This window comes from Nonomuraea soli (assembly GCF_013761175.1).
GTDB lineage: Bacteria > Actinomycetota > Actinomycetes > Streptosporangiales > Streptosporangiaceae > Nonomuraea > Nonomuraea soli.
Window position 1 is genome coordinate 25,164 of record NZ_JACDUR010000012.1, and the last position, 14,789, is coordinate 39,952.

The 14,789-nt window shown below is 70.3% G+C and carries 12 protein-coding genes; 9 read left to right on the top strand and 3 right to left on the bottom strand.

Features of this window, described 5'->3' with window-relative positions:
* Positions 1 to 8 precede the first annotated feature (8 nt).
* Both HNR30_RS44330 and pdhA read right to left on the bottom strand, forming a co-directional pair.
* Positions 9 to 989, bottom strand: a complete 981-nt coding sequence (locus HNR30_RS44330; RefSeq protein WP_181616251.1) for an alpha-ketoacid dehydrogenase subunit beta — start codon at positions 987 to 989, stop codon at positions 9 to 11.
* Complete coding sequence (pdhA, locus tag HNR30_RS44335) at positions 986 to 2,059, bottom strand: pyruvate dehydrogenase (acetyl-transferring) E1 component subunit alpha (RefSeq protein ID WP_312895065.1); 1,074 nt, start codon at positions 2,057 to 2,059, stop codon at positions 986 to 988. Before pdhA ends, HNR30_RS44330 begins: the two co-directional genes overlap by 4 nt.
* A 231-nt stretch (positions 2,060 to 2,290) precedes the next feature.
* On the opposite strand from pdhA, the gene HNR30_RS44340 reads away from it, so the two are divergent.
* From HNR30_RS44340 to HNR30_RS44380, 9 genes are all read left to right on the top strand, one after another.
* Positions 2,291 to 3,652 carry a hypothetical protein gene (locus tag HNR30_RS44340; RefSeq protein WP_181616253.1) on the top strand — a complete coding sequence of 454 codons (1,362 nt, stop codon included), beginning with the start codon at positions 2,291 to 2,293 and terminating at the stop codon, positions 3,650 to 3,652.
* Complete coding sequence (purS, locus tag HNR30_RS44345; RefSeq protein ID WP_181616254.1) at positions 3,606 to 3,851, top strand: phosphoribosylformylglycinamidine synthase subunit PurS; 246 nt, start codon at positions 3,606 to 3,608, stop codon at positions 3,849 to 3,851. Before HNR30_RS44340 ends, purS begins: the two co-directional genes overlap by 47 nt.
* A 221-nt stretch (positions 3,852 to 4,072) precedes the next feature.
* Positions 4,073 to 4,459, top strand: a complete 387-nt coding sequence (locus HNR30_RS44350; protein ID WP_181616382.1) for an ATP-binding protein — start codon at positions 4,073 to 4,075, stop codon at positions 4,457 to 4,459.
* Positions 4,460 to 4,544: 85 nt separating this feature from the next.
* The gene (purQ, locus tag HNR30_RS44355; protein ID WP_181616255.1) at positions 4,545 to 5,228 is read left to right on the top strand and encodes a phosphoribosylformylglycinamidine synthase subunit PurQ; all 684 of its coding nucleotides are present in this window, start codon (positions 4,545 to 4,547) and stop codon (positions 5,226 to 5,228) included.
* Complete coding sequence (gene purL / locus HNR30_RS44360) at positions 5,225 to 7,477, top strand: phosphoribosylformylglycinamidine synthase subunit PurL (RefSeq protein ID WP_181616256.1); 2,253 nt, start codon at positions 5,225 to 5,227, stop codon at positions 7,475 to 7,477. Before purQ ends, purL begins: the two co-directional genes overlap by 4 nt.
* Before the next feature lie 44 nt (positions 7,478 to 7,521).
* Positions 7,522 to 9,531, top strand: coding sequence for an adenylate/guanylate cyclase domain-containing protein (locus tag HNR30_RS44365; RefSeq protein ID WP_312895066.1), 2,010 nt, complete (start codon positions 7,522 to 7,524; stop codon positions 9,529 to 9,531).
* The gene (locus HNR30_RS44370) at positions 9,528 to 10,190 is read left to right on the top strand and encodes a Crp/Fnr family transcriptional regulator (RefSeq protein WP_181616257.1); all 663 of its coding nucleotides are present in this window, start codon (positions 9,528 to 9,530) and stop codon (positions 10,188 to 10,190) included. Before HNR30_RS44365 ends, HNR30_RS44370 begins: the two co-directional genes overlap by 4 nt.
* 17 nt (positions 10,191 to 10,207) lie before the next feature.
* Positions 10,208 to 11,659, top strand: coding sequence for an MFS transporter (locus tag HNR30_RS44375; RefSeq protein ID WP_181616258.1), 1,452 nt, complete (start codon positions 10,208 to 10,210; stop codon positions 11,657 to 11,659).
* Positions 11,626 to 12,006: a VOC family protein gene (locus HNR30_RS44380; RefSeq protein WP_181616259.1), complete on the top strand. Its 381-nt coding sequence runs from the start codon at positions 11,626 to 11,628 to the stop codon at positions 12,004 to 12,006. The genes HNR30_RS44375 and HNR30_RS44380 overlap by 34 nt, the downstream gene beginning before the upstream one ends.
* A gap of 1 nt (position 12,007) precedes the next feature.
* On the opposite strand, the gene HNR30_RS44385 is transcribed toward HNR30_RS44380, so the two are convergent.
* Positions 12,008 to 14,788 carry an AfsR/SARP family transcriptional regulator gene (locus HNR30_RS44385; RefSeq protein WP_181616260.1) on the bottom strand — a complete coding sequence of 927 codons (2,781 nt, stop codon included), beginning with the start codon at positions 14,786 to 14,788 and terminating at the stop codon, positions 12,008 to 12,010.
* Position 14,789: the final 1 nt, after the last annotated feature.

Sequence of the window (14,789 nt, forward strand, 5' to 3'; positions counted from 1 at the left end):
CGACCCCCTCAGTACCCGAAGGCGCGGTCGACGGCGTCGAGCACCCGGTCCAGGTCGGGCAGATAGTGCTCCTCCAGCTTCGACGGAGGGTACGGGGTGGAGAAGCCGCCGACCCTGAGCACCGGCGACTCCAGGTGGTAGAAGCACTGCTCGGTGATGCGCGCCGCGAGCTCGGCGCCGAAGCCGCCGGTCACCGGGGCCTCGTGGACCACCACCGCCCTGCCGGTCTTGCGCACCGACTCGAAGACGCGCCCGGTGTCGAGCGGGTTGAGCGAGCGCAGGTCGATGACCTCCATCGAGCGTCCTTCCTCGGCCGCGGCGGTGGCCGCCTCGAGGCAGGTCTTGACCATGGGCCCGTAGGCGAGCAGGGTCACGTCGCTGCCCTGCCGTACGACCTGGGCCTGGTCGAAGGGCGCCCACCAGTCGGTGGAGCCGGTGTCGACCTCGGCCTTCTCCCAGTAGCGGCGCTTGGGCTCGAAGAAGATGACCGGGTCGTCGCTCTGGATGGCCTGCTGGATCATGGAGTAGGCGTCGGCCGGGTTGGAGCAGGCGACGACGCGCAGCCCCGCGGTGTGGATGAAGTACGACTCGGGCGACTCGCTGTGGTGCTCGACCGCGCCGATGCCGCCGCCGCAGGGGATGCGCACGACGATCGGGAGCTTGATGGCCCCGAGCGCGCGCATCGGCATCTTGGCGAGCTGGGTGATGATCTGGTCGGCGGCCGGGAAGACGAAGCCGTCGAACTGGATCTCGCACACCGGGCGGAAACCGCGCAGGGCCAGGCCGATGGCGGTGCCGATGATGCCGGACTCGGCCAGCGGCGTGTCGATGACGCGGTCTTCGCCGAAGTCCTTCTGCAGGCCGTCGGTGACGCGGAAGACGCCGCCGAGCTTGCCGACGTCCTCGCCCATGATGAGGACCTTGGAGTCGTCTTCCATGGCCTTGCGCATGCCCTCGTTGAGGGCCTTGGAGAGGGTCAGAACCGTCATGACTCGAAGCCCTCCAGGTAGCCGGCGTAGGCGGTGCGCTCCTCGTCGAGCTGGCGGTGCTCGGAGGAGTAGACGTGCTCGAACATCGCCATCGGCGTGGGGTCGGGCATCTCGACGCAGCGGCGGCGCAGGTCGGCTCCGAGCTTCTCCGCCTCGGCGTCGACGGCGTCGAAGAACTCCTGGTCGGCCAGCTCGTTCTTGAACAGGTAGGCCTTGACCCGCTCGATCGGGTCCTTGAGCTTCCACGCCTCCAGCTCGCTGGCCACGCGGTAGCGCGTGGGGTCGTCGGTGGTGGTGTGGGCGCCCATGCGGTAGGTGAACGCCTCGATGAGGGTCGGGCCCTGGCCTTCGCGGGCGTTCTTCAGCGCCTGGCGGGTGACCGCGAGGCAGGCGAAGACGTCGTTGCCGTCGACGCGGACGCCGGGGAAGCCGAAGCCGTTGGCGCGGCGGTAGAGCGGGATGCGCGACTGCTTCTCGATGGGCTCGGAGATGGCCCACTGGTTGTTCTGGCAGAAGAACACGATCGGGGCGTTGAAGACGCTGGCCCAGACGAACGACTCGTTGACATCGCCCTGGGAGGAGGCGCCGTCGCCGAAGTAGACGATCGTGGCGCCGTCGCCGCCGTCGCGCTGGATCCCCATCGCGTATCCGACGGCGTGCAGGGTCTGGCTGCCGATGACGATCGTGTACAGGTGGAAGTTGTGCTCGGCGGGGTCCCAGCCGCCGTGGTTGACGCCGCGGAACAGGCCGAGCAGCTTGACCGGGTCGACGTCGCGGCACCAGGCGACGCCGTGTTCGCGGTAGGTGGGGAAGGCCATGTCGTCGTCGGTGAGCGCGCGGCCCGAGCCGATCTGCGCCGCTTCCTGGCCGAGCAACGAGGCCCAGATGCCGAGCTCGCCGTGGCGCTGCAGCGCTACGGCCTCCAGGTCGATTCGCCGGACCAGGACCAGGTCGCGGTAGAGCGATCGGACCTCTTCAGGCGTCAGGTCGATGTCGTAGTCGGGGTGCTCGACCCGCTCTCCCTCTGGGGTGAGCAACTGGACGAGCTCCGGAGGCGCGTCTGCTGTCACGTGCCACTCCTGTGCGGTCGGGCCAAGATTTCGATGGGTTCGCCACCATAGTCCTGGCTTCGTGAACGTAGTCCCACTGGTAGGTGTTCGTACGCTTATGGGGACATGGTGGCAGAGCATGCAGGCCTGCGCGCAAGCCCCACATGTTCCCCGTTCCCCCTTGAAAGCGGCACGAACCAGCGTCGGGAATTAGCTAGCCTTAACGCCCGACATCTCATGAAATGGAAGTCCATGCGAACGCACAGAGCACTCCTCATCGCTCTGGTGCCCGCCGTGATCCTGAGGCTGCTGGCCGTCGTCGGCTACCCGCCCGCCCTGTATTTCTGGGCCGACTCTTTCGCCTTCCTCCGCGAGGAGCTGGCACCCGGCACCACACGCCCATCGGGCTACTCGCTGCTGCTGGCCCTGTTGCGTCCGGCGCACAGCCTCACGCTGGTGACCGTGCTGCAGCACCTGGCCGTGGTCGGGCTGGCCGTGGCGATCTACGCGTTCCTGCGTAAGCGCGGCCTTCCGGGCTGGGGCGCGACGCTGCTGGTCACCCCGATCCTGTTCGACGAGTTCATGATCCTCCTCGAGCACATGATCATGGCGGACGCGGTCTTCATCGTACTGATCACGGCAGCGGTGCTCCTCCTGATCTGGCGGTCCACCCCAGTGACGTCCGGAGTGGCCGGTCTGCTGCTCGGCCTGGCCGGGATCTTCCGCACGGTCGGCCTGCCGCTGCTCGTGCTGGCCGCGGCGTACGTCCTGCTCAAGAGATACGGCTGGCGCTCCCTGACCGCCCTGCTGGTCGCGGGCGCGGTGCCGCTGGGCGCGTACGCCGTCTGGGCCAAGGCCGAGAAGGGCACCTACGCGCTCACGCAGGCCGACGGCAACTTCCTGTGGTCCAGGACGATGAGCTTCGCCGACTGCGAAGTCATCAGGCCGCCCGCCGAGCTCGCGGTGCTCTGCCCGAACATGCCGGTGGAGCAGCGGCCCTATCCGCCGCACTGGTTGTGGGAGGACTTCTCGCCGCTGCTCAAGATCCCCGGCGTCGCCCATCGCAACGAGCTGGCGGGACAGTTCGCCCGCAAGGCGATCCTGGCCCAGCCGTTCGACTACCTCCAGGCCGTGTCGGTCGACTTCAAGCAGTTCTTCCGCTGGGAGCGCACGGCCTCCGACGAGGGCAGCCCGTACAAGCTGCCCTCGGTCGAACGACCGCTGAAGGACTTCGCCAAGGACACGGCCGACTCCTACGAGAGCGCGTCGGCGTCCACGCGGATCAACGAGCCGTTCGCCGGCTGGCTGCGCGCCTACCAGCGCTTCGGCTACCTGCCCTTCCCGCTGTTCACCCTCGGCCTGCTGGTCACCCTGGGCTTCGCCGCCTGGAGGCGCGACCTGGACGCGCTCTTCCCCGGGCTGACCGCCCTGGCGCTGCTCGTCTCGCCGCCGTTCCTGGCCGCCTTCGATCTGCGTTACGTCATCCCCGCCATCCCCTTGGCCTGCCTTGCCGCGGGCCTCACTATGCTGAGGGGCGAATCCCGACCCCATTCGATGGAGGAGCCTCGTGGCCCGCGTCATAGTCGACGTCATGCTCAAGCCGGAAATCCTTGACCCGCAGGGCCAGGCGATCGCCCGCGCGCTGCCGCGGCTCGGCTTCGAGGGGGTCGGCGCGGTACGGCAGGGCAAGCGCTTCGAGATCGAGCTCGACGGCCCGGCCGACGAGGCGGCACTTGCGGACGTCCGAAAGATGGCCGAGACGCTCCTGGCGAACACGGTCATCGAGGACTACGCCGTGCACGTCGAGGGGTAGTACGGCACATTTGACACCCGAATTCCCCGTGACGGGGTAATGACGGGTTTTGCCATGCCACAATCCCACGGGCGTGCCAACACTAAATAACAACCGCGTGATTTTGCGGTTAGCCCTGATTTCACGGGGAAACCTACTTCAGGTGACATTCAGGCACCCGGAGGAGACCGGTGGACATTGAGTTCTCGCTCGCACTGCCTCGGGATGCGATAGGCATCCCGATGGTCAGGCGAGTGCTTGGCGACGCCATGCGTTCGCTCAACGTGAGCGAAACATGCATCGCCGAGATGCTTCTCGCGGTCTCCGAGGCCTGCTCCAACGCGGTCCGCCACGGAGGCCCCGCCAACCGCTACGAGGTCAGCGCCGCCATCGGCTTCGGCCGCTGCGAGGTTCGTGTGGCCGACCACGGAACCGGGCTTCCCACCATCCCCGCCAACTTCCCGCCCCCCGAGGTCGAGAACGGCCGTGGCCTGCTCATCATGCGCTCGGTCGTCGACGAGATCTCCTTCGGCATCACGCCGGGCCGCGGCACCACCGTGCGCCTGTGCAAGCAGCTGGCCTGGGACGATGAGCGCCAGGCTCAGACCCGGCAGCTCGCCGCTGTCTGAGGAGCGGATACCCTAGGGCCTGCCGCAGACGCCGTCCGCCGGAAGAGACGGCGCGCTGGCGCATGCCTTGGAGGGGACGAAAGTCATGTCTGGTGCCCGCGTTGGCGTGGTCACTTTCCCGGGAACACTCGACGACCAGGACGCCGCGAGAGCCGTACGGCTGGCCGGTGCCGAGCCCGTGCCGCTCTGGCACGCCGACCATGATCTCAAGGGAGTCGACGCCGTCTTCCTGCCCGGCGGGTTCTCCTACGGCGACTACCTGCGCTGTGGAGCGATCTCGCGGTTCGCGCCGCTGATGGACGAGCTCATCCCCGCCGCCCGGTCCGGGCTGCCCGTGCTCGGCACCTGCAACGGCTTCCAGATCCTGTGCGAGGCGCACCTGCTGCCCGGCGCGCTGACCCGCAACGCGTCGCTCCACTACGTCTGCCGCGACCAGGGCATCCGGGTCGTGAACAACCGCACCGCCTGGACCCGCGACTTCGAGCAGGGCCAGGACATCGTCCTGCCGGTCAAGCACGGCGAGGGCCGCTACGTCGCCTCCGACGAGACGCTGGCCGAGCTGGAGTCAACCGGCCGGGTCGTCTTCCGCTACCTCGGCGGCAACCCCAACGGCTCGCTCAACGACATCGCGGGCATCACCAACGAGACCGGCACGATCGTCGGACTCATGCCGCACCCCGAGCACGCCGTCGAGGAGCTCGTCGGAGCCCCCTCGACCGACGGCCGCGCCTTCTTCACCTCCATCCTCAAGAAGCTGGTGAACGCATGACCACCGACAACGTCAAGCGCGCGGGCGAGACCCCCGACGAGGCCATGCCGTACGCCGAGCTCGGCATGAAGCTCGACGAGTACGACAAGGTCAAGGACATCCTGGGCCGCCGCCCGACCTCCTCGGAGCTGGCGATCTACTCGGTCATGTGGTCGGAGCACTGCTCCTACAAGTCGTCCAAGGTGCATCTCAAGCAGTTCGCCACCAAGGCGCCCGCTTCCGAGGCGCTGCTGGTCGGCATGGGCGAGAACGCCGGCGTCGTCGACATCGGCGACGGCTGGGCCGCCACGTTCAAGATCGAGTCGCACAACCACCCGAGCTACGTCGAACCCCACCAGGGCGCGGCCACCGGCGTGGGCGGCATCGTGCGCGACATCATGTCGATGGGCGCCCGCCCGATCGCCGTCATGGACGCCCTGCGCTTCGGCGCCGCCGACGCCAAGGACACCCGCCGGGTGCTGCCCGGCGTGGTCGAGGGCATCTCCCACTACGGCAACTGCCTGGGCCTGCCCAACATCGGCGGCGAGGTCGTCTTCGACCCGTGCTACATCGGCAACCCGCTGGTCAACGCGCTCTGCGTGGGCCTGCTGCGCAAGGACCAGATCAAGCTGGCCACCGCGCCCGGCCCGGGCAACAAGGTGGTGCTCTTCGGCGCCTCCACCGGCCCCGACGGCATCGGGGGCGCCAGCGTCCTGGCGAGCGCGACCTTCGAGGACGGCTCCGAGGCCAAGCGCCCCGCCGTCCAGGTCGGCGACCCGTTCATGGAGAAGCTGCTCATCGAGTGCTGCCTGGAGCTGTACGCGGCCGACGTGGTCGTGGGCATCCAGGACCTGGGCGCGGCGGGCGTCTCCTGCGCCACGACCGAGCTGGCCGCCAAGGGCACCGGCGGCATGGACGTCACCCTCGACCTCGTCCCGCTCCGCGATCCGAACCTCCGCCCGGAGGAGATCCTCATGAGCGAGTCGCAGGAGCGCATGATGGCCGTGGTCCGGCCGTCCGACATCCCGGCCTTCATGGCGATCTGCCAGAAGTGGGACGTGCCCGCCACGGTGATCGGCGAGGTGACCGACACCGGCCGCCTCGTGATGACATGGCGCGGCGAGGTCATCGTCGACATCCCGCCGGGCACCGCCGCCGACGACGGCCCCGTCTACCAGCGGCCCTTCCACGAGCCCGCGGGCCAGCAGGCGCTCAACGCCGACACGCCCGACTCGCTGGAGCGCCCCGCCGACCTGAAGCAGGCGCTGCTGCAGCTCCTCGGATCGCCCAACGTGGCCTCCAAGGAGTGGGTGACCTCCCAGTACGACAGGTACGTGCGCTCCAACACCGTGCTGGCCCAGCCGGCCGACGCGGGCGTGCTGCGCATCTCCGAGCACATGGAGGGCGCCGTCGAGACCAAGCGCGGCATCGCGCTGGCCACCGACGGCAACGGCCGCTACACCAGGCTCGACCCGTACACCGGCGCCCAGCTCGCGCTGGCCGAGGCCTTCCGCAACGTCGCCACGACCGGTGCCAAGCCGCTGGCGGTCACCAACTGCCTCAACTTCGGCTCCCCCGAGGACCCGGAGGTCATGTGGCAGTTCGCCGAGGCCACCCGCGGCCTGGCCGACGCCTGCCGCGCCCTGGGCGTGCCCGTGACCGGCGGCAACGTCTCCTTCTACAACCAGACCGGCAGCCAGGCCATCCACCCCACACCGGTGGTGGGCGTGCTCGGGGTCATCGACGACGTCTCCAAGCGCATCCGCTCCGGTTTCGTCGCCGAGGGCCTCAAGGTCCTGCTGCTCGGCGAGACGAAGGAGGAGTTCGGCGGCTCCGAGTGGGCGCACGTGGCCCACGGCCACCTGGGCGGGCTGCCGCCGGAGGCCGATCTGGAGGCCGAGAAGCAGCTGGCGGAGGTGCTGGTCGAGGCCGGTCGCCGCGGGCTGGTCGAGGGCTCGCACGACCTGTCCGACGGCGGCCTTGCCGTCGCGCTGGCCGAGGCCTGCCTCGCGCAGGGCGTCGGCGCCACGGTCACGCTGGGCGGCGACCCGTTCGTCGACCTGTTCAGCGAGTCGGCCTCCCGGGTGCTCGTGGCGATCAGGCCGGAGGCCTTCGAGGAGCTGGCCGCGCTCTGCGGCGACCACGAGGTGCCCTGCTACGGCCTGGGCACGACCGGCGGTGACGCGCTTGTCGTCGAGGGTGTGCTGGAGATCCCGGTGACCGAGTTGCGCCAGACGCACGAGAGCACTCTGCCCGCTCTGTTCGGGTAAATCTTCACATTGGCGCAGAGCCACCCTCGGGGATAATCGAGGCCGTGGCTACTCCCGGTCCCTACCTGCCGCCCGCGACCCAGCCGGTCCGGGCGGTGGTCTGGGCTCTCCATATCGCCCTCCCTCTGCTCGGCTTATGGGTGCTGCTCGCCAACCCCGACCACAACGTCCGGCTGGAGCACCACTCCAGCCACTTCATGGTGATCGTCACGGTCGCCGGGCTCAACACCGCGCTCGGCCTGATCATCAGCGAAGCGTCGCGCCGCCGCGACGACGCCAGGCTCTTCCTGGTCTCGATGGTCTTCACCAGCAGCGCCGGCTTCTTCTTCCTGCACGGCCTGGCCACTCCCCAGGTGATCCTCGACACCGGCTCGCTGGGATTCGACATCGGCCAGATGGTCGGCCTCACCGTGGCCAGCGCCTTCGCGTTCAGTTCCGCGATGCCGCTGGGCGAGAAGGCCGCGCGGACCGTGCTGAACGTGCAGAACCTGATCCGCGGCGTCCTCGTCGGCGTCCTGCTGCTGTGGGGCCTGGCCTCGCTGATCCCCGACATCACCCCGCTCAGCCAGCCGCCCAACGCCTCGCCGGTCAGCTGGCTGGTGTGGCTGTCCATCCCCGGCCTGCTGCTGTACGGCGCGGCGGGCGTCATGATGTACCGCCTCTACCGCAGGCGCCCGTCCGCGGTGCTGGTCAGCCTGCTCACGGCCTACGCCCTGCTGGCCGAGGCCATGGTCGCGGGGATGCCGCAGCTCAACTGGCGGCTGTCGTGGTGGGAGTGGCACGTCCTGCTGACGCTGGCGTTCGTGCTGGTCGCCTACAGCGCCTACCTGCAGTTCCGCCGCGAGGGTTCCAGCGCGGGCCTGTTCGACTCGGTCGCGCTCCCCAGGACCGTCGCCGCCATCCAGTCGGCCTACGAGGAGGCCCTGGAGGAGCTGGTCGAGCACGTACGGCGGGGCGAGCGCATGGCGGCCGAGCGTACGGCGGCCAAGTTCGGCCTGACCGAGAAGCAGGCCGAGGTGATCGACCGGGCGGGTCAGGCCCTGGCCAGGGAGCGCGACCTGTCGGAGCGGCTGGCCGCGCTGGTCGACATCGGCACCAGGGCCAGGGTCGGCATCGGCGAGCACGAGATGCTCACCACGGCTCTCGACCGGGTGCGCCAGGCCTACGGCGACGTGCGCATCGGCCTGGTCAACGATGGCCGGGTGGCGGTCGGCTCGCGGCAGTACACCTTCCCGGGCAACGAGCCGAGCAGGTCGGACGGCCGGGTCGCCTATCCGCTGACGGTCAAGGGCATGCTGGCCGGGGCGATCGAGCTGCCCGTGGGGCGCACCAGCCAGGACGAGGCGCTGGCCTCGACCCTGGCCAGCCAGCTGTCCATCACGCTGGAGAACGCCCGGCTCTACGGGGAGCTGGAGACGTTGTTCCGCCAGTACATGTCGCCGGACGTGGCGGCGGCGCTGCTGGCTGATCCCGCGCAGGCCGCGCTGGGCGGCGAGCTCAAGCAGCTGACCGCGCTCTTCGCCGATCTGAAGGGCTTCACGACGTTCTCCGAGCGGGTCTCGCCCGGCGAGATCGTGGAGATGCTCAACCGCTACCACACCGCCGCTGTCCCGTGCATCCTGGCCAACCAGGGCACGATCGTGCAGTTCGTGGGCGATGCGATGCTGGCGCTGTTCAACGCGCCCGCGACCCTCGACAACCACGCGCGGGCGGCCTGCCAGGCGGCGCTGGAGATGCAGGAGGCGGCGGCGCGCATCTCCGAGGAGGTCGCGTGGGTCCAGGACGTCGAGTGGCCGACCTTCCGCGTCGGCGTGAACACCGGCATGGCCCTGGTCGGCAACATCGGCAGCCCGGAGCTGCGCGGATTCAACGCCATGGGCGACTGCGTGAACGTCGCCGCCCGCCTGCAGACGCTGGCCGAGCCGGGAACGGTGGTGATCGGGCAGACCACGCTCGATCTCGTCGGCGAGGGCGCGCACGTCACGCCGCTGGGCGAACTCAACCTGAAGGGGAAGACGGAAATGGTTCCCGCATACGTACTGGCCGCGCTATGAGTACCGAGCCCGGCGAGTTCATGTCGACGCTGACCGCCGAGGAGATCACCGAGCTGCGGGCGGCGGGAAGGCCCCGCCGCTGGGAGCGCGGGGTGACGATCATGACGGAGGGCGACACCACCGACTGGGTGCTCGTGCTCACCAAGGGCCGGGTCAAGGTCTCCTCGCACACCACGAGCGGTACCGAGGTCGTGCTCGCCGTCCGCGGGCCCGGCAGCCTGCTGGGAGAGATGGGCGCGATCGACGGCTCGCCGCGTTCGGCCACGGTCACCACGCTGGAGCCCGTCGAGGGATTCGTGGTGCGCGACTTCATCGCCTTCCTGCAGACCCACGGCCGCGTGGCCGTCCTGCTCATGCAGTTCGTCGTGGGGCGGTTGCGCGACTCCGACCGCAAGCGCATCGAGTACGGCGCGTTCGACACGACGGGACGGGTGGCGACCCGGCTGATCGAGCTGGCCGAGCGCTACGGCGAGAAGACCAACGGCGGGGTGCGCGTGGCGCTGCCGCTGTCGCAGGACGAGCTGGCCGGATGGACGGGGGCCTCGCGCGAGGCGGTGAGCAAGTCGCTGCGGGCGCTGCGCGACCGGGGCCTGATCGAGACCGGCAGGAGGCGCGTGGTCATCCATGACCTGGAGGGGCTGAGGAAGCGAGCCAGATAGAACGTTATTCTAGAAATATGACCCCCGATATCCGGTATGCCTGGCGAGTCTGTGCGGTTGCCAGCATTGGCCTCGTCCTCATCGGGGTAGCCGGCAGCACGCTCAACGTCGCCCTGCCGGCCGTGGTCCGCCACTTCAAGGCCGGACCGCTGGAGTCGAGCTGGATCCTGCTGTCGTACCTGCTGGTCATGACAGCCAGCATGGTCTTCTTCGGCCGCGTGGCCGACCTGTGGGGACGACGCGAGACCTACCTGGCGGGCTTCGCCCTGTTCACGATCGCCTCCCTGCTGGCCGGCTTCTCCCCCAACGTCTGGTTCCTCATCGCGATGCGCATGCTCCAGGCGGCCGCGGCGGCGATGATCCTGGCCAACGGCGCGGTCATCATCACCCATGCCTTCCCGCCCGAGAAGCTCAGCCGCGGCATGGGCGTCTACATCGGCACCCTGTCCGTCGCCCAGCTCACCGGGCCCACCCTGGGCGGCTTCATCGCCGACACGGCGGGCTGGCAGTGGATCTTCTGGATCAACGTCGTCCCGGGCATCGCGTCGGTGACGCTCGGCGCGCTGATCCTGCGCAAGGTCCCGCGCGGGCCGAAGCAGCCGATCGACGGCCTCGGCAACGCCCTGATCTTCGCCGCGCTCTCCGCCCTGCTGCTCGCCCTGTCGGAAACGGGCTCCGTCCTGATCACGTACGGCGGAGCCATCGTGTTCGTGGTGCTGGTGCCCCTGATCTGGCTGGTCGAGCGCCGTGCCTCCCACCCGGTCTTCGACACCCGCCTGTTCGCCGGGCGGCTGCTGGTGCTGGGCAACTTCGCCTCCTTCTGCAACGCCGTCTCGCGTTCCGCGCTGTTGCTTCTGGCCGCGCTGTACTTCCAGGTCGCGCGCGGCGTCGACGCGCTGACCGCGGGGGTGAGCGTGCTGCCGCTGGCCGTCGGGATGGCCGTGGCCTCGCCCATCGCCGGGCTGCTGCGGGTGTCGCCGTACGCGGTCACCGTCGGGGGCGCGGTGTTCAGCTCCGCCGGGCTCGGGCTGCTGATGGCCAACATCGATCCCGCGACGCCGTACTGGGTGCTCGCGGTCGGGCTGTTCGTGGCCGGATGCGGCAGCGGAACGTTCCTGACGGGGAACACGACGCAGATGATGAGCGCCCTGCCCGCCGACAGCCTCGGCGTCGTCAACGGGCTGCGGCTCATGATCATGAATGTCGGGCTGGTGCTGAGCGTCGGGCTCTCGCTGACGCTGCTGACCTCCTCGGTGCCGCCCGCCGTACGAGACCAGGTCTACGCCGCCACGCTCGCCCAGCTCTCACCGGTCGCGGTCGGGCAGCTCATGGACGGTTTCCGGCTCACCTACGCGGTGCTCTTCTGCGTGTCGCTGCTCGGCGCGCTCTCCGCGGCACTGGCCAGGGGGCCCCGGCGCAGGCCAGGATCTCCCGTATGGCCCACTACAGCAAGCTCGACAAGATCGTGATCGACGCGCCCTCCGAGACCCACGACGACGAACTGGCGTTCTGGCAGAGCGCGGTCGGCAAGGAGTTCCAGCACTTCGAGCAGCATCCCGAGTACCACGGCGTCAGGGTGCACGGCCTCGGCGTTCTCGTCCAGCACCTGGGCGAGGGCCCGGCCAAGGTGCACCTCGACTTCCACACCGACAACGTAGAGGCCGAGGTGACCCGGCTGGAGAAGCTCGGCGCCACACGCGTGCAGGACGTGGGCGGCCTCTGGTGGATCATGCGCGACCCGGCCGGGCTGCTGTTCTGCGTGATCGGCGAGCAGCCGGGACGGCTCGACGACTCCAACGCCACCCTCTGGGAGTGAGTCAGCGCCCCATGAAGGCGTCGGGCACGTCCTGCTCCTCGTCCAGAGTGGAAAGGCGCCGTTCCGCCTCCTCGGCGCCGATCAGGTCGAGCTCCCGCATGAGCAGCACCGACTGGCGGACGTACTCCATGCCGGCCTCCCGCTCGCCCAGCTTGAGCGAGGAGCGGCCCAGACCCCACAACGCCGCGATCTCGCCCTGCCGCAGCCCGGCGCGGTGAGCGAGGTCGTGGCCGTGGCGGTAGACCTCGCAGGCCTTGCCGTACTGCTCAAGTTCGTAGTGGGCGTCGGCGAGGTTCATGACGGCGATGGCGGCGCCGTAGGGCGAGTCGACCGCGGCCCAGCGCTCCACGCTCTCCTCCAGCGCGACGATGGCGTCGGTGTAGCGCCCGAGATCGAAGTAGATCATGCCGCGGATGGCCAGATAGCGGGCCTCCGGCTCGGCCACGCCCTGCGCTCTGGCTTCCTCCAGCGCCTCTTCCAGGGTGGTCAGGGCCTCGTCGAGCCGGTCGAGCTGGCGGTAGCACCCCACGAGTCCCGCCCGCACGGGGACGGCGCTCTCCGGCAGCCCGGCGCGCTTGAGGCAGTCGCGGGCGGCCAGGTGCTGGTGCAGCGCCTCCTCCGGTCTCCTGCGCTCGCGGTAGGTGACGCCGAGCACGTTGTGCAGCCGGGCGAGCGCGAGCGGGTCGTCGTCGAAGCCGACGACCTCCAGGGCCTGCTCGATGATCTCGATGAGGTCGTCGCGCCAGGCCAGCGAGGTGAAGGGCCGGTTGATGGTGAGCGCGAGCGCCGCCGCGGTGTGCGGATCGCCCGCGAGGTTCACCTGCCGGGCCAGGGCCCGCACGTTCTCCCGCTCCGCCTGAGTCCACAGGGCGGCCTCACGGGCGTCGGGCAGGGGCAGCCCGGTCCGGTCCGCGGGATAGTCGGCCAGCACCTCGGCGGTGGTCGGGTCGATGAGGATCGAGGCACGCGTCAACGTGGCCATGTAGTGGTGCACGACCCGGCGGAAGGCCACGCCGGTGACCTCCTCGGGCAGCTCGGCCGCCTGCTCGCGGGCGTACAGGCGGGTGAGGTCGTGGACCTGGTAGCTCCGCCTGCTCGACGACGCGAGCCGGGCGTCCGCCAGCCGGTCGAGCGCGGCCTCGGTGCGCCCCTCCGACCAGCCGGCCAGCGCGGCCACGGCCGAGAGCGGGAGCTCGGGCAGGTCCACCAGGCCGAGCAGCGGCAACAACTGCGCCGCGTCCGCGCCCGACGGCTCGGCGCTCAGATGGTGGTGGCTGACCGCGATGCTGGCCCGCACGGCCAGGTCGGCGTAGTCGAGGGCGTCCAGCCTCCGCCGGGCGTCGGCGAGCCGCTCGGCCAGGTCCGCGACCCGCCAGTCGGGGCGGGCGGCCAGGCGGGCGGCGCTGATCCGCACCGCCAGGGGCAGCCCGCCGCAGAGCCTGGCGACCCTGGCGAGCTCCTCGGGTTCCGACACCGCCCGTTCAGGACCGGCGACCCTGGCCAGCAGCCCGGTCGCCTCCTCGTCGGTCAGCCCCGCGAGGTGCAGGTGCCGCGCGCCGTCGAGCGTCGTCAGCGGCTTCCTGCTGGTCACCAGGACGGCGCAGCCGCCGCCCGCCGGGAGCAGCGGGCGGACCTGGTGGACGTCCCTGGCGTTGTCGAGCACGAGCAGCAGCCGGCGGTCGGCCGTGACGGAGCGGAACAACGCCGCCGCCTCGTCGGGCGAGGAGGCGTCGTCCTTGCCCATGGAGCGCAGCAGGCGGCCCAGCGCCTCCGCGGGCTGCACGGGCTCCAGGCCCGGCGTGGAACCGTGCAGGTTGAGGTAGAGCAGGCCGTCGGTGAAGCGTCCCGCCACGGAGTGGGCCGCCCGGATCGCCAGCGCCGACTTGCCGATGCCGCCCTGGCCGTTGATCGCCGCCACGTTGGGGCCCGCCTGCGGCACCAGCAGGCCGCGCAGCCACTCCAGTTCCTCGCGTCTGGCGGTGAACGCACTGGTGTCGGCGGGCAACTGTGCGGGGAAACGCGGGGCGGGCTGGGACGGGGGCGGGCTCTGCGGGCGCACCTCCTCGTTGAGCACCGCCCGCTGCAGTCGCTTCAGCTCGGCGCCCGGCTCCACGCCGAGCTGGGAGACCAGCGCCTGCCGTACGTCGGTGTAGACCTCCAGGGCCTCGGCGGTGCGGCCCATCAGCGTGAGGGCGAGCATGAGCTGGGCGCGCGGGCGCTCGCGCAGCGGGTGGGCCGCGATGTGCGAGGTGAGCTCCGCCGCCGCCTCCGCGTGCTCCTCCAGGGCCAGCAGGTCGTCGGCGTACTCCTCGACCGCGACGGCCCTGGCCTCCTCCAGCTGGGCGGCCTCGATTCTCGCCCACGGGGCGGACCGGCCCTCCAGCGCGGCTCCGCGCCACAGTCTCAGTGCCTGCCGCAGCAGCGCCGCCGCCTGGGCGATGTCGCCCTCGTTCCTGGCCGACCGCGCCCGCCGTACGAGAGACGAGAAGCAGTGCGCGTCGACATGCTCGGCCGGGAGGTCGAGGACGTAGCCGGGGCGCTGGGTCACGATCAGGTCGCCCAGCGACTCGCGGAGCTTGGAGACGACGATGTGGAGCTGCTTGGCCGCCGTGGCGGCCGCACCGTCGGTCCACACGTCGGCCAGCAGGCGCTCGGTGGAGACCACCTGGCCCGCGCCGACGGCCAGTCTGGCCAGCAGCTCGATCCGGCGCCGTCCCGAGACCTGGACGGGCTCGCCGTCGAGCAGGACCTCGAACGGGCCGAGGAAGCGGATCTCAAGCATG